18 protein-coding genes and 1 riboswitch are annotated in these 22464 nt (G+C 72.5%); of the genes, 8 read left to right on the top strand and 10 right to left on the bottom strand.

Features of this window, described 5'->3' with window-relative positions:
- Positions 1–84: 84 nt before the first annotated feature.
- Positions 85–633 (top strand): DUF5134 domain-containing protein, encoded by a 549-nt coding sequence (locus ACGF07_RS22330; RefSeq protein WP_392901406.1) that lies wholly within the window; start codon positions 85–87, stop codon positions 631–633.
- 243 nt (positions 634–876) lie between these two features.
- Positions 877–1824, top strand: coding sequence for a M56 family metallopeptidase (locus tag ACGF07_RS22325; RefSeq protein ID WP_392901404.1), 948 nt, complete (start codon positions 877–879; stop codon positions 1822–1824).
- 21 nt (positions 1825–1845) lie between these two features.
- Here ACGF07_RS22325 and ACGF07_RS22320 read toward each other — a convergent pair whose 3' ends face one another.
- Positions 1846–2298 carry a MarR family winged helix-turn-helix transcriptional regulator gene (locus tag ACGF07_RS22320; RefSeq protein ID WP_392901402.1) on the bottom strand — a complete coding sequence of 151 codons (453 nt, stop codon included), beginning with the start codon at positions 2296–2298 and terminating at the stop codon, positions 1846–1848.
- Positions 2299–2385: 87 nt separating this feature from the next.
- On the opposite strand from ACGF07_RS22320, the gene ACGF07_RS22315 reads away from it, so the two are divergent.
- Together ACGF07_RS22315 and ACGF07_RS22310 are read left to right on the top strand one after the other, a co-directional pair.
- A complete protein-coding gene (locus ACGF07_RS22315; RefSeq protein WP_392901400.1) occupies positions 2386–3900 on the top strand; it encodes an MFS transporter in 1515 nt (504 codons plus the stop codon).
- A gap of 271 nt (positions 3901–4171) precedes the next feature.
- Entirely contained in the window at positions 4172–4738 is a 567-nt protein-coding gene (locus tag ACGF07_RS22310; protein WP_392901398.1) for a TetR/AcrR family transcriptional regulator, read from the top strand.
- A 129-nt stretch (positions 4739–4867) separates the two neighbouring features.
- On the opposite strand, the gene ACGF07_RS22305 is transcribed toward ACGF07_RS22310, so the two are convergent.
- Positions 4868–5734, bottom strand: a complete 867-nt coding sequence (locus ACGF07_RS22305; protein WP_218199978.1) for a helix-turn-helix transcriptional regulator — start codon at positions 5732–5734, stop codon at positions 4868–4870.
- Positions 5735–6152: 418 nt separating this feature from the next.
- On the opposite strand from ACGF07_RS22305, the gene ACGF07_RS22300 reads away from it, so the two are divergent.
- Positions 6153–6692: an ATP-binding protein gene (locus ACGF07_RS22300; RefSeq protein WP_392901396.1), complete on the top strand. Its 540-nt coding sequence runs from the start codon at positions 6153–6155 to the stop codon at positions 6690–6692.
- Positions 6693–6928: 236 nt separating this feature from the next.
- On the opposite strand, the gene ACGF07_RS22295 is transcribed toward ACGF07_RS22300, so the two are convergent.
- On the bottom strand, positions 6929–7201 hold the full coding sequence (locus tag ACGF07_RS22295; RefSeq protein WP_350749882.1) for a DUF397 domain-containing protein: 273 nt from the start codon (positions 7199–7201) through the stop codon (positions 6929–6931).
- Positions 7202–7758: 557 nt separating this feature from the next.
- Between ACGF07_RS22295 and ACGF07_RS22290 the strand changes: the two genes are divergently transcribed.
- Together ACGF07_RS22290 and ACGF07_RS22285 are read left to right on the top strand one after the other, a co-directional pair.
- Entirely contained in the window at positions 7759–8691 is a 933-nt protein-coding gene (locus ACGF07_RS22290; RefSeq protein WP_392901394.1) for a hypothetical protein, read from the top strand.
- A gap of 533 nt (positions 8692–9224) precedes the next feature.
- Positions 9225–9395, top strand: a riboswitch (cyclic di-AMP (ydaO/yuaA leader).
- Positions 9382–10647 carry a transglycosylase family protein gene (locus ACGF07_RS22285; RefSeq protein ID WP_392901393.1) on the top strand — a complete coding sequence of 422 codons (1266 nt, stop codon included), beginning with the start codon at positions 9382–9384 and terminating at the stop codon, positions 10645–10647. It overlaps the preceding riboswitch by 14 nt.
- 325 nt (positions 10648–10972) lie before the next feature.
- Here the strand turns inward: ACGF07_RS22285 and ACGF07_RS22280 are convergent, their stop codons facing one another.
- From ACGF07_RS22280 to ACGF07_RS22260, 5 genes are all read right to left on the bottom strand, one after another.
- Positions 10973–11992, bottom strand: a complete 1020-nt coding sequence (locus tag ACGF07_RS22280; RefSeq protein WP_350740376.1) for a LacI family DNA-binding transcriptional regulator — start codon at positions 11990–11992, stop codon at positions 10973–10975.
- Between the two features lie 25 nt (positions 11993–12017).
- Entirely contained in the window at positions 12018–13715 is a 1698-nt protein-coding gene (locus tag ACGF07_RS22275; protein WP_392901391.1) for a glycoside hydrolase family 13 protein, read from the bottom strand.
- A 126-nt stretch (positions 13716–13841) separates the two neighbouring features.
- Entirely contained in the window at positions 13842–14747 is a 906-nt protein-coding gene (locus ACGF07_RS22270; RefSeq protein WP_350740370.1) for a carbohydrate ABC transporter permease, read from the bottom strand.
- A 40-nt stretch (positions 14748–14787) separates the two neighbouring features.
- Positions 14788–15789: a sugar ABC transporter permease gene (locus ACGF07_RS22265; protein WP_350740367.1), complete on the bottom strand. Its 1002-nt coding sequence runs from the start codon at positions 15787–15789 to the stop codon at positions 14788–14790.
- Between the two features lie 76 nt (positions 15790–15865).
- Complete coding sequence (locus ACGF07_RS22260) at positions 15866–17146, bottom strand: extracellular solute-binding protein (RefSeq protein WP_350740364.1); 1281 nt, start codon at positions 17144–17146, stop codon at positions 15866–15868.
- 310 nt (positions 17147–17456) lie between these two features.
- Here ACGF07_RS22260 and ACGF07_RS22255 point away from each other — a divergent pair, with 310 nt between their 5' ends.
- Positions 17457–17972, top strand: a complete 516-nt coding sequence (locus ACGF07_RS22255; RefSeq protein ID WP_392901388.1) for a GNAT family N-acetyltransferase — start codon at positions 17457–17459, stop codon at positions 17970–17972.
- A gap of 23 nt (positions 17973–17995) precedes the next feature.
- Here the strand turns inward: ACGF07_RS22255 and ACGF07_RS22250 are convergent, their stop codons facing one another.
- Positions 17996–19060, bottom strand: coding sequence for an aldose epimerase family protein (locus ACGF07_RS22250; protein WP_392901386.1), 1065 nt, complete (start codon positions 19058–19060; stop codon positions 17996–17998).
- Between the two features lie 253 nt (positions 19061–19313).
- Complete coding sequence (locus tag ACGF07_RS22245) at positions 19314–22313, bottom strand: ATP-binding protein (protein WP_392901384.1); 3000 nt, start codon at positions 22311–22313, stop codon at positions 19314–19316.
- Between the last annotated feature and the right edge of the window lie 151 nt (positions 22314–22464).

Genomic DNA, 22464 nt, shown 5'->3' with positions numbered 1-22464 from the left:
CGCACGCGCCTGTCCACGCCGGGGCGGCAGCGGTGATCATGGCCGGACGACCGTCGCTGCGCCCGTCGCCCCGGGAGGTTGCCGTTGTCCGGACCGCACCTGGTCGACTGGCTCCTCGCCCTCGTCACCGCCGCCGCCGGCGTCCACTGCCTGACCCGCCTGCGGAACGCCGCCCCTGGCGCCGACCCCGGCCCTCGGCGGCATGCCCGGGAGTCCGACGCGGCCGAAGCCCTGATGGGCTTCGGCATGGCGGCGATGGCCGTCACCGGAGCGACCGTGCCCGCCGTCGTCTGGGCCGGCCTGTTCGGACTCCCCGCCGCCGCCTTCCTGCTCGCCGCGCTGTACGCACCGACCGGCCGAGCGCACCGGCTGCACCATGCCATCGGCGCGCTCGCCATGACGTACACCGCGCTCGCGATGACCGCCTCCCCGGTGGGGCACCACCACCACGCCGCCGTGCTCGGCGCGCCGCTGCTGACCGGTGCCCTCCTGCTCTACTTCGGCGGCTACTCCCTGTGGGCCGGCGCCCGGCTGCTGCCGGCCGGCACCCTGGTGCTCGGCACCTCCGGCCTGCCGCAGGCCTGCCGCCTCACCATGGGCATCGGCATGTTCGCCATGCTCCTGACCATGTGACGGCCGCCTGACCACGAGGCGCCGGCCTGACCATGTGACGGGCCGCCTGACCATGAGGCGCCGGCCCGGCCGTGCGGGGCCGGCCCGCCCGCTCCCCACGGCCGCCGGACGCTCCCCAAGCGCCGCACCCGCGCGTGGCGTTGGTCACTGGCTCGTCGAAAGCCGTTCCACGGGACGTCGACAGCGCATAGGTTGGCAGGGAGCGCGTTGCCGCGCTCCGCGCGTACCCGGGGAGTCCATGGGATGACCGCCCTGATCTGCCTGCTGCTGCTCGGGCTGCTGCTCTCGACCGTCGCGCCCCGCCGGCTGGCCCGGGCCCGGTGGGTCGAGCGCGAGCCCGTGCTGGCACTGCTGGTGTGGCAGTGCCTGGTGACGGCCGTGCTGCTGTGCTGCGCGCTGGGCCTGGTCCTCGCGGCCTCCGCCGCCATGCCCGAGCTGCGCGCGCTGGTGTTCGCCGGCGCCCCGCACGGCGTGGAGGCCGCGTACGGTCTGCAGGACGCCGAGGGCTGGGGCCGGCTGTGCGCCGTCGTCCTGGCGGCGGGCGCCCTGCGGACGGTGCTGGTGCTCACCCGGGAGGCCCGGGCGGCGAAGGCGCTGCGCAATCGACGGCACGCCCAACTGTCGACGCGCGCGCCGGAGTTGCCCGAGGCGATCGCGGCCGCGCGGAGCCGCCGGGAGCGGCTGGTGGTGCTGGAGAACGTCCGCCCCGAAGCCTGGTCACTGCCCGGCCCGGACTCCCGCCTGGTCGTCACCACCGGCGCTCTCCAGCAGCTCACCGACCGGGAGTTGGCGGCCGTGCTGAGCCACGAGCGCGGTCACGTCCGGGCCCGGCACCACCTGCTCCAGCAGGTCGCCCAGGCGCTGGCCGCCGGCTTCCCCGGCGTCGGCGTCTTCAGCGCCTTCCGGGACCAGGTCGAGGAACTGATCGAGCTGGCGGCCGACGACCGGGCCGCCCGCCGCCACGGCCGGCACACCACCGCCCTCGCGCTGGCCGAACTCAACCTGGACCGCGGGGTGTTCGGTTCCTGTCCGCCCGGCCTGGCGCAGTCCCCCAAGCGGGTCGACCGACTGCTCGCCGGCCGTCCGAGGCTGTCGGTGCCGCACCGGCTGCGGCTGACCCTGTTCGCCCTCGCCGCGCCCGCCGCGGCCGTCCTGCTGGCCGTCGCTCCGGGGCTCAACTCGCAGTTCTGACACGGGGCAACGGACACCGGGTCAGTCCGTGGAGGGCTCCGAGCAGACCGGCCCGATCTCCCCGACGAGGGTGAGTGCGAGCACCTCACGGTGGAGCGGCCTGGCCTGCTCGTAGCGTTCCCGCCCGGCCTCGGTGAGGGTCAGCATGATCCCCCGCCGGTCGCTCTCGCACATGGCCCGGGACACCAGCCCGGCCTTCTCCAGTCGGGCGATCAGCCGGGAGAGGGCGCTCTGGCTCAGGTGGACGGTGGGCGCCAGCTCGGCCACCCGCAGCGCGGGAAGGCCCTCGGCCTCGCACCCTTCCACCAGGCGCTCCAGCACCTCGAACTCGCTCATGCCCAGCCCGTACTTCTCGCCCAGCTCACGGTCGAGCAGGCAGGCGGTGGCGGCGTGGCGGGCCAGCAGGTCGCGCCACTGCGCGACCAGGCCGGCGTCGGTCGGCGAGTCGGGCGCCCGGAAGTCGAGTTCTGCCACGCGACGACCCTAGCACATGCATCAGCAATTTATGCGTTCACATCTTATTCATTTGCATTGAATGCACGTGCATGTACTGTCCTCCCCATGACCACCGCGACCGTCACGTCACCCGACGCACCGTCAACCAGCGGGCTGCACTGGACACCCCGCCTCTGGGGCACCCTGATCGTGCTCTGCGCCGCCATGTTCCTGGACGCCCTGGACGTCTCGATGGTGGGCGTCGCCCTGCCCTCGATCGGCTCCGAACTGCACCTCTCGACCTCCACCCTGCAGTGGGTGGTCTCCGGCTACGTGCTCGGCTACGGCGGCCTGCTGCTGCTCGGCGGTCGCGCCGCCGACCTCCTCGGCCGCCGCCGGGTCTTCCTGGTCGCCCTGACGGCCTTCGCCCTCGCCTCCCTCGTCGGCGGCCTGGTCGACGACGGCGGTCTGCTGATCGCCGCCCGCTTCCTCAAGGGGGTCAGCGCCGCCTTCACCGCGCCCGCCGGCCTGTCGATCATCACCACGACCTTCGCCGAGGGCCCGGCCCGCAACCGGGCGCTGTCGATCTACACCACCTGCGGCGCCAGCGGCTTCTCGCTCGGCCTGGTGCTGAGCGGCCTGCTCACCTCCGTCGGCTGGCGCTGGACCTTCCTGATGCCCGTTCCGGTCGCCCTGCTCGCCCTCGCCTTCGCGGTACGCCTGCTCCCGCGTCCGACCGAGCAGCGCGCCGAGGGCGGCTACGACGTGTTCGGCGCGATCACCGGCACCGCGACCGTCCTGCTCCTGGTGTTCACCGTCACCGAGGCCCAGGGCGCCGGCTGGCTGAGCCTGCGCACCCTCGGCTCGCTGGCCGTGGTGATCGCGCTGGCCGCGGCCTTCCTGCTGATCGAGAGCCGCGCCGCCCACCCGCTGGTCCGGCTCGGCATCTTCCGCAACGGCTCGGTGGCCCGGGCCAATGCGGTCGCCTTCGCGATGACCGGCGCGTACGGCGGGTTCCAGTTCGTCGTCACGCTCTACCTCCAGCACCTGCTCGGCTGGTCGGCGCTGCAGATGGCCCTCGGGCTGCTGCCGGCCGGTGCGTTCATCGCGCTGTCGGCGCCGTTCATGGGGCCGATCGTGGACCGCTTCGGCACGGCTCGGCTGCTGCCGATCGGGCTGCTGGCGCTCGTCGCGGCCTTCGCCCTGTTCCTCCGGCTGGACGAGCACAGCTCCTACCTGACGCTGGTGCTGCCCTCGATGCTGCTGCTCGGCATCGGTTTCGCGCTGGCCTTCCCCTCGGTGAACATCGCCGCCACCGACGGGGTGGCCGACGAGGAGCAGGGCCTGGCCTCGGGCCTGGTGAACACCGCGATCCAGGTCGGCACCGCCGTGGTGCTGGCCGGGGCGACCGCCATGATCACGGCCGGCAGTGCGGGCGGTGACAGCCCGCAGGCACAGCTGGACGGCTACCGGCCGGCGCTGGCCTTCGTGACGGCGGTCGCACTGATCGGCCTGCTGATCGCCGCGCTGGGCGCCCTGCTGCGGCGAGGAGGGACCTCAACGCCCGTGCCCTTGCCCGGTTATGACGAGGCGCCGGTCGCGCCGACCACGGCCCGGACCGAGGTCCTGACCAGGCACTGACCGTGCCGGCCTCCGCCCGCGACCGACCCCCGGCCGCGGGCCGCCGGCGCCGGCTCCACCAAACCCCCGTGTTGGTGGAGCCGGCCGTCTCCGTCGTCCGGCCGCGCGGCCGGCGCCCCTCGTGGCGCGGTTCCCCGGCGCGGTCGCCGGCTCCGCAAGTATATTGGCTCGGAGCCAATGAACGTTCGGAGCTGACACGATGGCACCTCGTGGGGATTCGGTCAATGAGGAGATGCGGCAACGCTCGCGCCGACGCATCATGCGGGCCACCGTGGAACTCGTTGACCAGCGCGGCTACGCGGGCACCACGCTGACCGACATCGCCGAGCGCGCCGGACTCGCCCGCGGCCTGCTCTCGTACTACTTCGACGGCAAACGGCTGCTGATGCAGTCCGCGACGCACCGGCTGATGCACCAGGCGCTCTCCGGCGCGCTGGCCGAACTGCCGCCCGGGGCCTCGCCCGAGGACCGGCTGGCCCGTGCCATCGACGCCGTGCTCGGGCTGGCGCTCGACCACCCCCGGGTCATGCGCGCGCACCTGGCGCTGATCCTCGACCCGGACACCGGCGCCTTCGTCCAGGACCCCGAACAACAGCGGCTCGGCGCGATCCTCCAGGGCCTGCTGCAGGACTGGGGCGCGCCGGATCCGGCGGCCGAGCACGCGGTGCTGCGCAGCGCGCTGATGGGCGGCTGCATCGGTGTGCTGCTGCCGGGCGCGGAGGTCCCGCTGGCGCCGATCCGGGCCGACCTGTTCCGCCGCTACGACCTCGCCTGGGAACTGGGCCGCCCCCCTCAGCCGTTGCCGCCGGAACACGAACGGCCGCCCGCCCGCGGCTGACGGCGGGGGACGGCGGTTGCGGAGGGCCCTGAACGTGCCGCCGGCGTCCGGCCGGGGGCCGGGCCGCGGACCGGGAGCCGAGGACGGCCGACCGGGGCCGGGCTCCGGGGCCCTTGCCGAGCCTGGGGCTCAGCGCTCCTTCAGGATCGAGGCCAGCAGGTCTATGGTGCGCTCGGGCGTCAGGCTGTCCACGCAGAGCCGCTCCATGACCTGGATGTAGGCGTCGACGTCGTCGCGCTTGTCCAGGTAGAGCGCACTGGTGAGCTGCTCCAGGTAGACCACGTCGGCGAGATCCTGCTCCGGGAAGCGCAGGATGGTGAACGCACCGGACTCCCCGGCGTGCGCGCCGAAGCGGAACGGCATGACCTGGATCACCACGTTGGCCTGCTCGGCGACGTCGATCAGGTACTGCACCTGACCGCGCATCACCTTGGGCCCGCCGACCGGCCGGCGCAGCGCCGCCTCGTCGATCACCGCCCACAGGCGCGGGCTGGCGCCCTCGGTCAGCAGCTTCTGACGGCGCAGGCGGAGGCTGACCCGGCGCTCGACCTCCTCCTCGCTGATGACCGGCCGACTCTGGCCGAAAACCGCCCGCGCGTACTCCTCCGACTGCAGCAATCCGGGGATGAACTGCACCTCGTAGGTGCGGATCAGCTGGGCCGCCTCCTCGAGGCCGACGTAGGTCTGGAACCAGCCCGGGAGCACGTCGTTGAAGCTGTGCCACCAGCCGGACTTGTTGGCCTCGCGGACCAGGCCGAGCAGGGCCTCCCGCTCCAGGCCGTCGTCCACGCCGTAGAGGCTGAGCAGGTCGGCGACGTCGCGCTCCTTGAAGCTGACGCGGCCCAGTTCCATGCGGCTGATCTTGGACTCGGAGGCGCGGATCGCGTAGCCCGCGTCCTCGCGGGTGATGCCGCGCGCCTCGCGCAGGCGACGCAACTGCGAGCCGAGGAGGATCCGGCGGACCATCGAGCCGCCGCCCGGCTGAACTGTGGTCATGCGGTCGAAACCTCCACCTAGGGCAAACAGCGCACAGTCTGCCATCAGTTGAGCGCTCACGGTGCCGATACTGACGGATGTTCCTATCAGTTCCGCACTCCGCACACCAGGATGCACGTGCATCCGGCGCTTGCATATGCCAATTGTGCGACTGCACGTGAATCGACTCTTGCATCTGCAGTGAGCGCAGACCACCATGGTGCACGTGCACCTGCACATCCCTGGCAATCCCGCGGGCTCCGCGTCGACCCCACGCGCGACTCCGTGCACCGACCCGGCGGCGTCCCCCTCGCCGTCGGGCGTTCGAGTGCGCGGGCGCCTGGTCGAGGGGGCGGCCGAGCGGCCGAGCGAGTCGGAGGTGACCGGCATGACCCCGGCGGGTCCAGCCGTGTCCGCCCCCTTATGGGAGGAGCTCTTCATGAGCACCGGTACGGCTTTGGCAGTTGACCCCCACGTGGTCACCTGCACGCTCGCTCCTCGCTTCGAGTCCGTCAGAACCGCACGCGACTTCACCCGGAGCGCCCTCCAGCGCTGGAGCCTGTCGGAGCTGTTCGACGATGTCGCGCTGGTGGCCTCGGAACTCGTGACCAACGCGCTCCGGCACGCGATCGGCGCGCGACCCGACGCGTCGGGCTGCGCCCGGGGCGAGTTCGACTTTCCCACACAGCAGGCCCCGGACGGGCGGCTTCCGATCCGAATAAGCCTGGTGCACCGCGCACTCCAGGTGGTCTGCGCAGTGAGCGACCCGAGCAGCACCGGACCGGTCGCCAGGGAAGCGGACTTCGTCGCGGAGTCCGGCCGCGGGCTGCACCTGGTGGAGTCGTTCAGCCACTCCTGGGGCTGGCACCCGCTGGGCAGCGGCAAGGTGGTCTGGGCCGTGTTCGAGGCCGCGCCGGCCACCGGCGCCGGGTTCGACGGACAGGTCGAAGTCGGTGGACGGCACCGGCGTTCGGCCTAGGGCCGCCCGGCGCGCGGCCGGCCGAAGGGCGACCCGGGAGCACCGCGCCCCGGGCCCTTCCGCGCGGCCCCCGGGCCCTTCCGTCCGGCTCGCGTGCCCTCCCGCGCGGCCCGCGCGCCCGTTCACCGCCGACCGGCCGCCGGTCGCGGGACAAGTCGGGAAGGGGCGCGGGAAAAGACAAAGGCCGTCGCGGTGTCAGCACCCACGACGGCCCCCCATGGCGGAGCAGCGGCCGGTCAGACGGCCAGGTGGTCGAACTCCCCGTCCTTGGCCCCCAGCAGCAGGGCCGCGATCTCGGCCCGGGTGTAGATGAGCGCCGGGCCGTCCGGGAAGCGCGAGTTGCGCATCGCCACGTCGCCGCCGGGCAGGGCCGCGAACTCGACGCAGTTGCCCTGGGAGTTGCTGTGCCGGCTCTTCTGCCAGACCACCCCCTCGAGGTCGGCGGCGGCCATCCCGTTGTAGGCGCGGGCAGAACCGCGCGTGTCGTGCGAGTCATGCGAGTCGTGCATAGAAGTCTCCCGAAGAGCTCCGGAGTTGTCGTCCAGCGCGGCGCCCCGGCACCGCCGAACGAACGGACCGGCCCCGTACCGGTCCGGCACAACGCCTCACTTGACGCGATGATAGCCGCAGTGCACGTGCATCAGCACGGGACATTGCAGGTGCACGAGCCTTTTTGCCGGCCGCCCCGAAGTCTTCACGGACCCTTCTCCTGACGGTACGTAAACGGACATAGCCGAGTGAATCGGCGAGGCGCCGATAACCGGCCGTGAGCGGCCCTCCGCTGAATGTTGATCTTCGAACGCCCGGAGTCGCGCGTTCGTGACGCTCCGTCAGATGATGCCGGGGCTGTGAGACATCTCACGCGCCCCACGCGCAACGCGATCGCCCACCGGACGCGTCAGGGCAACGGCGAACGGACTTCCGGAGGTTGGGAGAGGAATGCCCGGATTGTCGCCATACGGCCCGAACCGGTACGGCGGGGACACGACCCGCGCACCACGACCACTCCAAACCCGTACGGCAGCCGACTGCAGGCCTGACGGGCGGATGTCCTACGATCTCCGGCATGAGCACCGCAGCCATCCCGGGCGCGCCACTGCCCGTCCGCACTCCAGGCTCCCGTGCGCGGGGGCGCCACCGCCGCCCTGAGCGCCCCGAGATCCCCACCGGCTCGCCGGCCCTGGTGCTCGCCGTGCCCGCGACCGCCGGGCCCGAGTCCCGTTCGGTCGTCGAGGAACTGCTCTCGATCGTCCGCAGCGAGCACACCGGCGTCCAGGCCGGGATCGGCTACCTCCCGGCCGACGGCGCCGAGGGCGGGGACGACCGTACGGTCGCCGAGCTGTTGGCGGCGGCCGCCGAGGCGGGCCTGCCGACGCCCGTCGTGGTGCCGCTGATCCCGGGGCCGCACGGCTTCCTGGCCGGCCTGCAGGCCGTCGCCGCCGAGTACGGCGCGACCGTCACCGACGCACTGGGCCCGCACCCGCTGCTGGCCGAGGCCGTGCACGTGCGGCTCTCCGAGGCGGGCCTGGCCCGGGCCGACCGGGCCCGGCTGTTCGCCATCGCGACCGCTGCGGACGGCGTGGTGCTGACCACCGTCGGCGGCGAGGAGGCGGCCGCCGCGGCCGGGATCACCGGCGTGCTGCTGGCCGCCCGGCTGGCCGTCCCGGTGGTGGCCGCCGCGCTCGACGTACCGGGCTCGGTCGCCGGGGCCGTCAACCACCTCAAGGAGACCGGCTCCCAGCGCCCTGCGCTGGCCCCGCTGGTGATCGGCCCCGAGGCGGACTCCGAGCTGCTCGCCGCGGCCGCCGAGGAGACCGGCTGCCCGTCGGCCGCGCCGCTGGGTGCCTACCCGACCGTCGGCCAGCTGATCGCCTCCACCTACCTGGCCGCGCTGCCGGCGCCCTCCGCGGAGGAGCTGGCCCGGGCCGAGGAGGAGGCCGCGGCCGAGGAGGGCTCCCGCGGCGCCCACGCGGCCGCCCAGGGGCCCCCGGAGGCCTGACGGACGGCCTTCAGGTCCGCCGGCAGCCGCCGGTGGCCACTTCCCGCGCACCGTAGGTCCGAAGGGCCCGGAACGACTCCGTTCCGGGCCCTTCGCGTGCCCGGCCCGGCCGCGATTGCCCGGCTCCCTCATGGGCCCGCCCGATTGTCCCGGTACGGGAATGACGGGAGTTAGGCGAGAGATGGCGCATGATGTCCGTTCTGTCGGCTTTTCCCCGCCGGAATACCGGATGCCGTTCCGGCCTTCCATCGACCGCCGCCGATTGCCGCCGGCCGCCGCGCGACGTTCTCCGCCGGGGATTCCGACACTCCGTCACCGCATTCCTGAGGCGGAGACAATTTCCGGAATGCGCAAGTGGATTATCCGGAAACGATCATTTGCGATCATGGTTAGTGTCCAATTTGACCGTTTCCCCTAAACCGTGATGCACCTCACAGATATTTGCAGTTTGAACTTAAGTCTGCTTAACGTGCTCCCCGTTCGTGACCCCACGGACCCAGTTCATCCGCGACGCCGAGTCCTGCCGTCGGATGTCCTGGCAAGCGCGAAAACGCACCACGGCAGGAGCGGGGGAACCACAGGTAAGTCGCCCCGGGCCGTTCCTCGGAATGGTCCAGGGCTAGGGGTGAAGCCGCGCCCACAGCGCGGCCGGGCAACTCCAGCCCGAATCCGACAGCTCACCTCGCAGGCGTGGGAGAGGACCGCGTCTTCATGCTGCCCACCAACGGCACCCGCCTGTCCGGCCGTACCCGTCGCGTGATCGCCGCCCTCGGCGTCGCGGGCGTCGGCCTCACCATCCCCTGCCTCACCACCGGCACCGCCAACGCCGCCTCCGTCGCGACCTGGGACAAGGTCGCCCAGTGCGAGAGCGGCGGCAACTGGAGCATCAACACCGGCAACGGCTTCTACGGCGGCCTGCAGTTCACCTCCAGCACCTGGGCTGCCTTCGGCGGCACCTCGTACGCCCCGCAGGCCAACCTGGCCACCAAGGACCAGCAGATCGCCGTCGCCGAGAAGGTCCTCGCCTCGCAGGGCCCCGGCGCCTGGCCCGTCTGCTCCGTCCAGGCCGGTCTGACCAAGGGCGGCGCCCCGGCCGCCGTCGACACCTCGGCCGGCACCGCGGCCAAGCCCGCCGCCAAGCCCGCGCAGAGCCAGGCTCCGGCCGCGAAGCCGGCCCAGCCGGCCGCGCCCGCCCCGTCGCAGGCGCAGCCCTCCGACGACTCCGCCAAGGGCAGCTGGGCGCAGAAGCGCCAGGCCCACGCCCAGAGCGGCGACTACACCGTCGTCGCGGGCGACTGGCTGTCGTCGATCGCCGACAAGCACAAGGTCCAGGGCGGCTGGCAGCGCCTGTACGAGCTCAACCGCAGCACCCTGACCGACGGCCCGGACACCATCTACCCGGGCCAGCACCTGACCTTCGGTGACGGCGACCAGTCCCAGGCCGACCAGTCCTCCACCTCCGGCTCGGACTTCAACTGGTTCAACCGCTCCCAGAAGGCCGGTCAGGCCGCGAACGGCGGTGCCGTGAACGCCCAGCCGACCGCCCAGGCCTCGAAGCCGGCCGCCCCGGCGCAGACCCAGGCCCCGGCCGCCACCGGCAGCATGGCGGCCGCGGTGTCCTTCGCCGAGTCCCAGGTCGGCCAGGCCTACGTCTACGGCGGCACCGGCAACGGCGGCTGGGACTGCTCCGGCCTCACCCAGGCCGCGCTGCGCGCCGCGGGCATCAGCATCCCGCGCGTCGCCGCCGACCAGGCCGCCACCAGCACCCACGTCTCGCTGGACAGCCTGCAGCCGGGCGACCTGCTCTTCTGGTCGAACAACGGCCAGGACTCCGGCGTGTACCACGTCGCGATCTACGTCGGCAGCGGCAAGTACGTCGAGGCCGCCAACCCGAGCGCGGGCGTCCGCGAGCAGACCGTCGCCAACTGGGCCCCGGACTTCGCCGGCCGGGTCTGAGACGACGGTCCACGGCCGATGGCTGACCGCTGACAGCTGCGGTCGACGGCTGACCGCTGACGGCTGACGAGGCTCGACTCCTGCCAGCCGCCGGCCCCGTGCCGTAGCGCCGCAGTCCGGCCACGACCCTCCGCAGCCCCCGGGAGCCCCCGGGGGCTGCGGCGTCGCCCGGCCCGCCGGAAGCCCACCCCCCGGGCATCCGGCAGAGCCCGGACGGAGGCCGCACGCCAACGGGCGGGCCCCGGAGAGCAACTGCTCTCCGGGGCCCGCCCGTTCACGTCCGATCGCGCACCGCGCGGCCGTCAGGCCCTCCCCCGCCGGGGGCTCAGCGCGGACAGGCCCCCGTGGACCCGCGCATCACCAACTCCGGCTGGAACATGAACTCCCCGCGCTGGGCGGCGTTCCCGCCGACCTCCTCCAGCAGCGCGTCCACCGCCGCCGTGGCCATCGCCTCGACCGGCTGGCGGATCGTGGTCAACGGCGGCTCGGTGAAGGCGATCAGCGGCGAGTCGTCGAAGCCGACCACCGACACGTCCTGCGGCACCGACAGCCCCCGCTGCCGCACCGCCCGGATCGCCCCGAGCGCCATCATGTCGCTCCCGCAGACGATCGCCGTGCAGCCCTTGTCGAGCAGCGCGCCGGCCGCCGCGTGCCCGCCCTCCACGCTGAACAGCGTGTGGTGGACGAGTTCCTCGGCCTCCTCCCGGCTGCGCCCGAGCACCTCGCGCATCGCGGCGGTGAAGCCCTCCATCTTGCGCAGCACCGGCACGTACCGCCGCTGCCCGACGGCCAGCCCGATCCGCTCGTGCCCGAGTTCGGCGAGGTGCTGGACGGCCATCCACATCGCGGACCGGTCGTCCGGCGAGATGAAGGGTGCGTCGATCCGCTCGCTGTAGCCGTTGATGAGCACGAACGGCACCCCGCGCCCGGCCAGTCGGGCGTAGCGGTCGTGGTCTGCGGTGGTGTCGGCGTGCAACCCGGAGACGAACACGATGCCCGCCACGCCCCGGTCGACCAGCATCTCCACCAGTTCGTCCTCGGTGGACCCGCCCGGCGTCTGGGTGCACAGCACCGGCGTGTAGCCGTGCCGGCTCAGCACCTGCTCGATCACCTGCGCCAGCGCGGGGAAGATCGGGTTGCTCAGCTCCGGCGTGATCAGCCCGATCAGCCCGGCGCTGCGCTGGCGCAGGCGGGTCGGCCGCTCGTAACCGAGCACGTCGAGCGCGGCCAGCACGGTCTGCCGGGTCGCGGCGGAGACGTTCGCCTTGCCGTTGAGTACGCGGGAGACGGTGGCTTCGCTGACCCCCGCCTGCGCCGCGATGTCTGAGAGTCGCGCCGTAGTCACGGTCCCAGAGCCTATTGCAACCACGTCAGACCGCCCACCAGCCGGTGCTGTCCGGAGCGAGCACCGTCTCGCCGCCGTCCACCGCGAGTTCGGTCGAGCCGAGCAGCAGTCGACCGGGCGCCGCCATCCGCACCGGCTCGCCGGTGGTGTTCACGGTGCAGACGAAGGAGCCGCGGCGGAACACCAGCGTGCCCTCGGGGGAGTCCAGCCACTCGACCCCGGTGCCGGCGCCCAGGTCCGGCTGGGACCGGCGGACGGCCAGCGCGCTGCGGTAGAGCTCCAGGGTGGACGTCGGGTCGCCGGTCTGCGCCTCGACGCTGAGCTCGGCCCACTCGGCCGGCTGCGGCAGCCAGGACGGTCCGCCCGGCACCGGCCCGAAGCCGTAGGGGGCCTCGGTGCCGGACCACGGGATCGGCACCCGGCAGCCGTCGCGGTAGCCGTCCTGCCCGGCCTGGCGGAAGAAGGACGGGTCCTGGCGGACCTCGTCCGGCAGGTCGGTGACGTCCGGCAGGCCGAGTTCCTCGCCCTGGTAGACGTACGCGGAACCGGGCAGCGCGAGCATCAGCAGGCTGGCGGCGCGGGCGCGGCGCAGGCCGAGCTCGCGGTCGCCGGGGGTGCGGATCTGGGTGCCGAGGCCGGGCTCGTTGGCGAACCGGGTGGCGTGCCGGGTGACGTCGTGGTTGGACAGCACCCAGGTGGTGGGGGCGTCGACCGGGCGCATCGAGTCGAGCGACAGGTCGATCACCTCGCGCAGCGCGGTGGCGTCCCAGTCGGTGCCCAGGTACTGGAAGTTGAAGGCCTGGTGCAGTTCGTCGGGCCGGACGTAGTTGGCGGTGCGCTGGACGGTCGGGGTCCAGGCCTCGGCGACGCCGATCCGCTGGCCCGGGTATTCGTCGAGGATCTTGCGCCAGCTGCGGTAGATCTCGTGGACGCCGTCCTGGTCGAAGAACGGCATGACGTCGTTGCCGAGCAGCTTGAGCTGGTCGCCGCCGCCGAGGTCGGGCAGGCCGGGGGCCTTGACCAGGCCGTGGGCGACGTCGATGCGGAAGCCGTCCACGCCCATGTCGAGCCAGAACCGCAGGATCGAGCGGAACTCGTCGGCGACGGCCTGGTTCTCCCAGTTGAAGTCGGGCTGCTCGGGGGCGAACAGGTGCAGGTACCAGTCGCCGGGGGTGCCGTCCGGGTTCTCGGTGCGGGTCCAGGCCGGGCCCCCGAAGATGGACTCCCAGTCGTTGGGCGGCAGTTCGCCGTTCTCGCCCTTGCCGGGGCGGAAGTGGTAGCGGTCGCGCAGCGGGGACGCGGGGCCCTCGCGCAGGGCGCGCTGGAACCACTCGTGCTGGTCCGAGGAGTGGTTGGGGACGAGGTCGACGATGATCCGCAGGCCCAGCTCGTGGGCGTCCCGGATCAGCGCGTCGGCGTCCAGCAGGGTGCCGAACATCGGGTCCACCGCGCGGTAGTCGGCGACGTCGTAGCCGGCGTCCGCCTGCGGCGAGGCGTAGAACGGGGAGAGCCAGACGGCGTCCACACCGAGGTCGCGCAGATACGGCAGGCGGCTGCGGATGCCGGGCAGGTCTCCCATGCCGTCCCCGTTGGAGTCGGCGAAGCTGCGCGGGTACACCTGGTAGATGACCGCGTCCCGCCACCAGCCTCTGGACGCGCTGACGTTCGCCTCGTGAGCGGTGTCGGCGGCGGGCCGGGAGGTGTCGGCCAGGTTCTGGGTCATGGACGGAATCCCTTGGGGACTAGAGGAGCGGGGAACGCCGGGTCCGCGGTGAGCGCCGGGTCCGTGCCGGGCGCCCGTCTGCGGTGGGCGCCGGGCGCGGAGTCGGCGCCGGAGTGCGGCGGGGCGTTACGACTTGGAGGCACCGGCGGTCAGGCCGGTGACCAGGTGGCGCTGCACCAGGTAGAAGAAGGCCGCGGACGGGATGGCGATCAGCACGGCGGTCGCGGCCATCAGGTTCCACTGGGCGTCGTGCTCGCTGACGAAGGTCTGCAGGCCGACGGCCAGCGTGTACTTGTCGGAGCTGAGCATGAAGGTGGAGGCGAAGGGCACCTCGGCCCAGTAGGTGAGGAAGGAGTAGAAGGCGGCCACCGCCAGTCCCGGCCGGGCGAGCGGCAGCACCAGCCGCCAGAAGGTGCCGAACGGGGTGAGCCCGTCGACCCGGCCGGCCTCGTCGATCTCGACCGGGATGGTGTCGAAGTAGCCCTTCAGCAGCCAGGCGCAGTACGGCACGGTGGTGGTGGAGTAGACCAGGATCAGGCCGGTGTAGCTGTCCAGCAGGCCGAGTTCGGAGAGCATCGTGTACATCGGCACGATCAGGACCGCGATCGGGAACATCTGGGTGACCAGCAGTGACCACATCAGCGGCCGGTGCCCCGGGAACTTCATCCGGGAGACGGCGTAGCCGGTGGTGGCGGCGACCATCACGCCGAAGACGGTGGTGATGCCGGAGACCAGCACGGCGTTGCCGAACCAGGTGAAGAAGTCGGTGTCGGCCAGCACGTGCTGGTAGTTCGACAGCGTGAGCTTGTCGAGGATCTGGCCGGGGTGGAGGTAGTCGGTCTTGTCCGGTCCGAGCGAGACGAACAGGATCCACGCGACCGGGAACAGCGCGATCAGTCCGGCGAGGGCCAGGGCGGCGTGGGACAGCGTCCTCGCCAGCGGGCCGCTCTCGCCGCGCGGACGGACCTTGGCCGGCCTGGCGGCCGGGGCCGTGGTCGGCGCCGGGGCGGGGCGTTCGGTGGTGGTGCTCATCGGGGGTACCTGCCTTCGTGGGTCAACTGGGTCCGGGGCCTCAGCCGTTGGCCTGCTCGTTGCGGGCGAGCCAGCGCCGGTAGAAGGCGGTGAAGACGATCAGGATGGACAGCAGGATCACGCCGTAGGCGGCGGACTGGGCGTAGTCCCGGGGGATCTGTCCGAAGCCGAGGCGGTAGGCCCAGGTGACCAGCAGCTGGGCGTCGGGGGCGCCGGTGCCGAAGAGCAGGAAGATGACGTTGAACTGGTTGAACGTCCAGATCACGCCGAGCAGGACGACGGTGGAGGAGACGGTGCGCAGCCCGGGCAGGGTGACGTGGCGGAACTGCTGCCAGCGGGTGGCGCCGTCCATCTCGGCGGCCTCGTACAGCTCGGCCGGGATCGACTGCAGTCCGCCGAGCAGCGAGATCATCATGAACGGCACGCCGGCCCAGGTGTTGACCAGGATCGCGGCCGCCTTCTGCGCCAACGGGTCGGTGAGCCAGCCGGGTTGGGGCAGGTGCAGGGCGGAGAGGGCGCTGTTGACGACGCCGCCGTCGGAGAGCATCAGCCGCCAGGAGAAGACGGTGACGAAGGTCGGCACGGCCCAGGGCAGGATGAGCAGCATCCGGTAGGCGGCGCGTCCGCGCAGCTTCTTGTTGAGCAGCAGGGCGAGGCCGAGGCCGAGGGTGTAGTGCAGGGAGACGCAGATGCCCGTCCAGGCGATGGTCCAGACGAAGTGCGACCAGAAGCGGTCGTACGAGCCGGGGCCCCACAGGATGTCGGCGTAGTTGTGGAACCCGACGAAGTCGTAGCTGGCCGGGATCTTGTTGACGCCGATCGTGCGGGCGGTGTTGAGGCTGTTGGCGTCGGTGAGGGTGAGCCAGACGCCTTCGACGAGCGGGTAGAGCACCAGCACGCCCAGCACCAGCACGACCGGGGCGATCATCGCGTAGGCGTACCAGTGCTTGGCGTAGGAGCGCTTGAGGCGGTCCAGCGGGCCCGGACGCTGATCGCGCTCCCGGCTGCCCTTGCCGGTGGCGCCCTGGACGGCGACTGACATCGTTTGCACCTTCTCGGGGGATCTCGGGGGAGCCGACGGCCCGGCCTGCCGGAGGTCGGCAGGCCGGGCCCGGGGACTACTTGGCGAAGCCCGGCAGGAGCTTGGCGTAGTCGGTGGCGACGGTGTTCAGCGCGTCCTGGGTGGCGGTGCCCTGGAGGGCCTTGCCGAGGTTCTCGCCGAGGGAGGAGAACAGCGAGCTGTACTCGGGCAGTTCGGGGCGCGGCTTGGCGCTGTTCAGGATGCCCTGGAAGCCGGCGATGCCCGGGTCGGCCTTGACGTCGGCGGTGAAGGCGTCGGAGCGGGTCGGCAGGGTGGAGTTCTTCTGCGCGATGAAGGCCTGGCTCTCGGCCGAGGTCATGAAGGCGGCGAACTTCTCGGCGGCGGCCTTGTGGGCCTTGTCCGCTCCGGCGTAGACCGAGATGTTGTGGCCGCCGGTGGGGGCGCCGGCCTTGCCGCCGGAGCCGCCCGGGACGGCGGCGATGCCGAGGTTGTTCTTGTCGGCGAAGGCGGAGCCCTTGTAGATGTTGGTGATCTCCCACGGGCCCTGGATGATCGCCGCGACCTTGCCGCTGTTGAAGGCGTCCATCATGTGGGCGTAGGCGTCGGTGGTGACGTCGGCCTTGGCCAGGCCGGGGCCGTTGAACATCGACTTGTAGGTCTCGACGGCCTTGACGGCCTCGGGCGAGGTGACGGTGATCTTCTTGCCGGCGGCGTCGACGGTGTCGGTGCCCTCGCCGAACAGGAACGGCATCGCGTAGTAGCCGTCCGCGGCCTTGAGCCAGAAGCCGTCCACGCCGGCCTTGTCCTTGATCGCGGCGGCGTCGGTCCTGAGCTCGTCCCAGGTCTTCGGCGCGGTGGTGATGCCGGCCTTGGCGAAGAGCTCCTTGTTGTAGAGCAGGCCCAGGGTGTCGGTCACCAGCGGGACGCCGTACAGCTTGCCGTCGTACTTGGCCTGCTGGATCAGGCTGGGCTGGAAGGTGGAGGTGTCGGCGGCGGCCGGGGTGCCGTCCAGCGGCTCCAGGAAGCCGGCCTTGGCGAAGGCGGCGGTCCAGCCGACCTCGGAGCGGAACACGTCCGGCGCGCCCTTGGCCCCCATGGCGGTCTGCAGCTTGTTCTGCGCCTGGTCGAACGGCACGTTGACGAAGTCGACCTTGATGTTCGGGTTGGCCGCCTCGAACTTCTTGGCCAGTTCCTGGTAGTTCGGAGCCTCGTTGGTGGCGTTGGAGGTGTCCCAGTAGGTCAGGGTGACGGGGCCGTCGGCCTTGCCGTCCGAACCGGAGCCGCCACTGCTGCCACAGGCAGCCATCGAGACCGCGAGGGCCACAACGAGGGCAGAGGCCGCGATGCCACGCCGCATGAGAACTCCTTGGGAGGGTGGGGGTGCCCGAGATGTTCGGAGACAGGCGCATAATGGCTGCCTCGTGCCGACCGCACCTTCGCTGCCGTCGGGCTCGGGAAGGAAGTTAACAGCGGCGCAAGAGAGACGGAAAGTCCTTGCAGAAAGTTTCTGCAAGAAACGGCGATCGTTACATCCGTGTGTCCTGGACGTGGCCGCTCGGTAGTTGACAGCACGGTGCGATGGCGCCATCCGTCCCGTTGTGCCCCGTTATGGCCGGCCGACGGGGCCTCCGGGGCCGGCCGGGAGGCGCTTGCAGCAGACTGGGCTGATGCGCATCAGAACTGCTGTCGACGACGACCTCGCGCTGCTGGTCGACCTGGAACGCGCGGCCGGAGCGCCCTTCGCCGCGATCGGGATGCCGGAGATCGCCGAGGACGAGCCCCCGGCCCCGGAGGAGCTGGCGCACTACCTGCGGCACGGCGTCGCCCTGGTCGCACAGGTCCCCGACGGGCCGATCGCCGGCTACCTGCTGGCCGAGCCGGTGGACGGCGCCCTGCACATCGAGCAGGTGTCGGTCCACCCGGACCACGCCCGCCGGGGCATCGGCCGGGCCCTGATCGAGCACCTGGCCGAGCACCGGAGCGCCGGCGCCCCCGCGCTCACCCTGACCACCTTCGCGGACGTCCCGTGGAACGCCCCCTACTACGTCCGCTGCGGATTCCGCCCGCTCGCCGACCACGAGCTCACCCCGGGCCTGCGCCGGATCCGCCGCCGGGAGGCCGACCACGGCCTGGACCGCTGGCCCCGGATCTGCATGCGCCGGGACCTCCCTGGCAACGGCTGACCAGGTACCGCCGGAACGGGCGGCTACCTGGTGTGCAGCCGCAGCACCGTGGTCGAGCGGAACTCCTCCCCCGGCCGCAGCACGGTGCTCGGGAACGCCGGCTGGTGCGGGGAGTCCGGGAAGTGCTGGGTCTCCAGCGCGATCCCGGCGAACGGGCCGTACGGCACCCCGCTCGCACCGGTGACCGCGCCCTGGAACTTGTTGGCCGTGTATACCTGGATGCCCGGCTCGGTGGTCAGCACCTCGAGGGTGCGACCGCTGACCGGGTCCTCCAGCAGGGCGGCCCGCGCCGGGCTGCCGTCCGCCGGCCGGGCCCGCAGCACCCAGTTGTGGTCGTAGCCGCCGGGGCCGGCCAGCTGCGGGTGGTCGTCGTGCACCGACTTGCCGATCGGCGTGGCCACCGTGAAGTCGAAGGGCGTGCCGGCCACCGGCTCCGTCCGCCCGTACGGGATCTGCCGCTCGTCGGCCGGGGTGTACTCGTCGGCGTCGAGGGTGAGCAGGTGGCCCAGGACGTCGCCGCTGCCCTCACCCGCGAGGTTGAAGTAGGCGTGGTTGGTCAGGTTGACGACGGTCGGCTTGCTGGTCACCGCGCGGTAGTCGATCACCAGCTCGCCGCCGGCGTCCAGGGTGTAGGAGACGCTGACGTCCAGCGCGCCCGGGAAGCCCTGGTCGCCGTCCGGGCTGTGCAGCCGCAGCCGCACCCCGCCGTCGACCGGCTCGGCCGCCCAGATCCGCTGCGCGAAGCCGTCCGGCCCGCCGTGGATGGTGATCCCGCCGCCGGTCGGGGCGAGCGGGTGCTCCTGCCCGTCGATGGTGACCTCGCAGCGGTCGATCCGGTTGGCGTACCGGCCCACCACCGTGCCGTAGTGCCGCGCCGGGCCCAGGATCTGGCTCAACGTGTCCGTGGACAGCAGCAGTTGGGCAGTGCGGCCGGCCCGGTCCGGCGCGCTCAGGGTGTGCAGGGTGGCGCCGAGGTTGAGCACGCTCGCCTCGTACGGGCCCGCGGTGAGCGTCCAGCGCTGGATCGCGGCCCCCGCGCCCGAGGAGTCGAGGGGTCCGTGCCGCACCTCGGTGGGCTCGCTCGCCATGGCTGCTCCTCACTCGCGGCGACAGCGCCGCCGCCTCCGCCCGGTTCCGGGTCCGTCGATCCGTCAGGGGCGTGGTGGAGGCCCCGTGGTGTCCGTCAGCCTAGCGAGGGCGGCGGGGGCGGGGGCGCTCCCACGCCACCGCGCGCCGCCCGGACGCCTCCGCCCGCCGCCTCCGCACGCCGCCACCGGCCGGGCCCTGCCGCTCCGGCCGCTCAGGCCGCGATCCCGCTCCTCCTCCTGCCCGCGGCTCCCGCTACTCGCCGTGCTCCCGCTGCTCCTCGTGCGGCTGGCCCGGCAGCCCGAGTGCCGAGGCCAGGCCGTCCGGACCGCTGCCCGCCTTGCGGTAGACCGCCGCCAGCCGCCGGTTGACCAGGCTCAGCTGCACGCCCAGCTCCTCGGCGATCCGCTGCGGCGGCACACCCCGCGCGGCGCGCTTGGCGACCTCCCACTCGGGGCCGCTGAGCGTCTCCTGGAAGTCGCGCTTCTCCAGCCGGTTGGGCCGCAGCCCGTAGTTGGCCAGCTCCCGCCGGGCCTGGTCGACCAGCCGCTCCGCCGAGCAGTGCTGGGCCAGCTCGATGCCCTGGTACAGGTACTCCTGGGCGTCCTCCAGCCGCCCGACCCGGCGCAGTGCGGCCCCCAGGTCGACCAACGCGACGGCGTGCTCGTACCCGGCCGGGGACTGCCCGAGGTACTCGACCGCCTGCTCCAGCAGATCGACCGCCTGTTCGCCGTTCTCGACCTGCGCCTGCAGCCGCAGCGCGCTGCCGATCGCCGAGGCGGTGCCGAAGCGGCGCGCGTCCGCGACGGCCTTCTGGGCGTAGCAGCGGGCCCGCTCGGGCTCGTCGTCGGCGATCGCGATGGCCAGGTGCCCGGCCCAGGGCGCCCAGACGGTGTTCCGCCAGCCGCGGACCTCCAGTTGGGCGCCGGCCTCGGTGAGCGCGGCCGCCGCGCCCGCGTGGCGCCGCATGGCGATCAGCAGCTTGCCGTACAGCGAGGCCGCGTCCGGCAGCACCATGGCCGTGGCGTGGTAGGGCGGGTGGAAGCCGAACTCGTTGGCCAGCGCCCAGGCCTCCTCGGTCCGGCCGCGGGCGATCAGGGTGTCCACCAGCACGCCGACGGCGTCCCAGGCCAGCGGCAGCTTCGCCCCGACGCGCTCGGAGATCCGGTACGCCCGGCGCAGGAAGTCCTCGGCCTCCGCGAGCAGGCCGCGGCGGAACCGGGCCAGGCCCATCAGGAAGTACGCGAAGCCCCGGTGGGCGCCGCTCCAACCGGCCACCTCGAACTGGATGATGGCGTCCGCGAACAGCCGCTCGGCCTGGGCGATGCGGTCGTTGTAGATGTAGGTGAGGCCCAGCATGGAGGGCAGTTCGAAGCCCCAGGTGGTGTCGGTCCAGCCGAGGCCCTTGGGCAGCCGGCCGCCGTCGAGGACCTCGTCGGCGAGCGCCAGCGCTTCGGCGGAGGGGTCGCCGCGCAGGGTGAGGTCCCAGGCGCGCATGGCGAGCACCGCGCGGTCGGCGGCCTCCCGGCCGGGCAGGTTCCGGCACATCTCGCCCAGCCGGGCGGAGCGCCCGGGGCCGTCCTCCTCGGACTTGCGGAAGGCGTGCCACATGAAGGAGGCGGCCTGGAGCCGCTGGCGCCCGGCCGGGTCGGCGGTCTGTTCGGCCTCCTCCTGGCAGACCAGGGCGGCCTGGCCCAGTTCGCCGCTGTGGGCGAGCACCTCGGAGAGCCGGAAGGTGGCGTCCACCCGCAGGTCGGGGCGCAGCGATACCTCGTCCGGGTCGAGGGCGAGCCTCAGCTGGTTGACGGTGGCGACGGGGTCGGTGAGCAGTGCGGAGCAGCCGAGTTCGTACAGCACCTCGGCCTTGATGTCGTCGGCGGGCGGCTCGTTGAGCGCGCGGTGCAGGCAGCGCTGGGCGGCCTCGGGGGCGCCGATCAGCTGGTGTTCGACCGCGGCTCGGCGCAGCTTCTTGACGATCCGGTCGTCGCCCTCGCCGGAGTGGGTCTCGACGAGGTGCCGGGAGGCGGCGAGCAGGCCGAGGCCGGCGTTCTCGATCTCGGCGGCGGCGATGCCGTGCATGCCGAGGCGGGTGGCCTCCGGCATGGTGTTGTAGATGGAGCTGGCGATCAGCGGGTGGACGAACTCGAGGTTGCCGTTGGGCGACTGGGTGAGCACCCGCTGCTTGCGCAGCTGCTTGATCGATTCCCGGGCGCCCTCGGTGCTCTGGGTGGAGATCCGGGTGGCGAGGTCGACCCGGATGTCGGTGCCGAGCATGGCGCAGGCCCAGGCGAACCGCAGGGTGCTGGCGCCGAGCCGGTCCAGCCAGGTCTTGAGGGTCATGCCGGTGGCGTCGACGGCGAGTTCGCGCAGCTGGCGGGAGTTCTCCTCGACCGGTTCGAGCTCCTGGTCGCGGACCTGGTCGAGCAGGGCGACCGCCTCGAAGGGGTTGCCGTTGACGACGTTCCAGAACTCGTAGCAGAAGGCGTCCTCGGCCTTGTCGCCGAGCTCGGCGCGGATCATGTCCGTGACGGAGTTCAGCGTGAGCCGGTTCAGCTCGTGCTTGCGGGCCTTGAGGGCGAGGACGCCCCGGCGGAGGTCCTGGGTCTCGGTGGGCCAGTCGTTCTCGTCCTCGCGGAAGGCGAAGACCAGGAGGACGGGCAGTTCGCTGGAGCGGACGGCGAACTTGGCGAGCCAGGAGAGGGACTCGGCGTCAGCCCAGTGGAGGTCGTCCACGATCATCACCATCGGCGCGCGGCGCGGTGCGAGCTGGGTGAGGACGTAGTCGAGGCCGTCGCGCACGCCCTGCGGGTCGAGGCGGCGGGCGCCGGCCTTGGGCTGCTTGAGGCCCATGGCCGGTCCGACGACCTCCTCCCAGGTGCCCATGACCTGGCGGAACTCGTCGGCCTCCAGGCTGCTGAGCACCGGCTGGAGCAGCTGCCGCAGCACGTGGTAGGGCTCCTTGAACTGCCGTTCGCCACCGCGGGCGAACAGCACGCTGGCGCCGTCGCGGAGCTTGGCGATCCGCCGGACCTCGTGCAGCAGACTGGTCTTGCCGATGCCGGGGCGGCCGGAGAAGGTCAGCAGGTCGCCGATCTCGGTGCCGCCGGCGGCGAACTCGCGGCAGAGCCGGTCGATGGCGGCCTCCACCGAGCGCAGTTCGGCGTCGCGGTCGCGTAGCCTGACCCGGGGCCCGGCGCTGTCGCCGTCCCGGCCGGAACCGGCCCCCGCCCGCAGTCCGTTGCTCTGTTCGGTCACCGTCGCGCCTCCGCCTCGCCCGCTCCCGGCACGGCTCGCCACTGCCCGTGTCGACCACTGCCCGTAGGAGCCGCTCCATCACTGTTCGTGGAGCCGAGGTTAGCGCCGCGTGCGGCTCGCCGGGTGACATTCGTGCAGGCTGGGGCGGACG

The organism is Kitasatospora sp. NPDC048194, assembly GCF_043202455.1.
GTDB lineage: Bacteria > Actinomycetota > Actinomycetes > Streptomycetales > Streptomycetaceae > Kitasatospora.
This window is presented reverse-complemented; position numbering and strand designations above follow the sequence as displayed.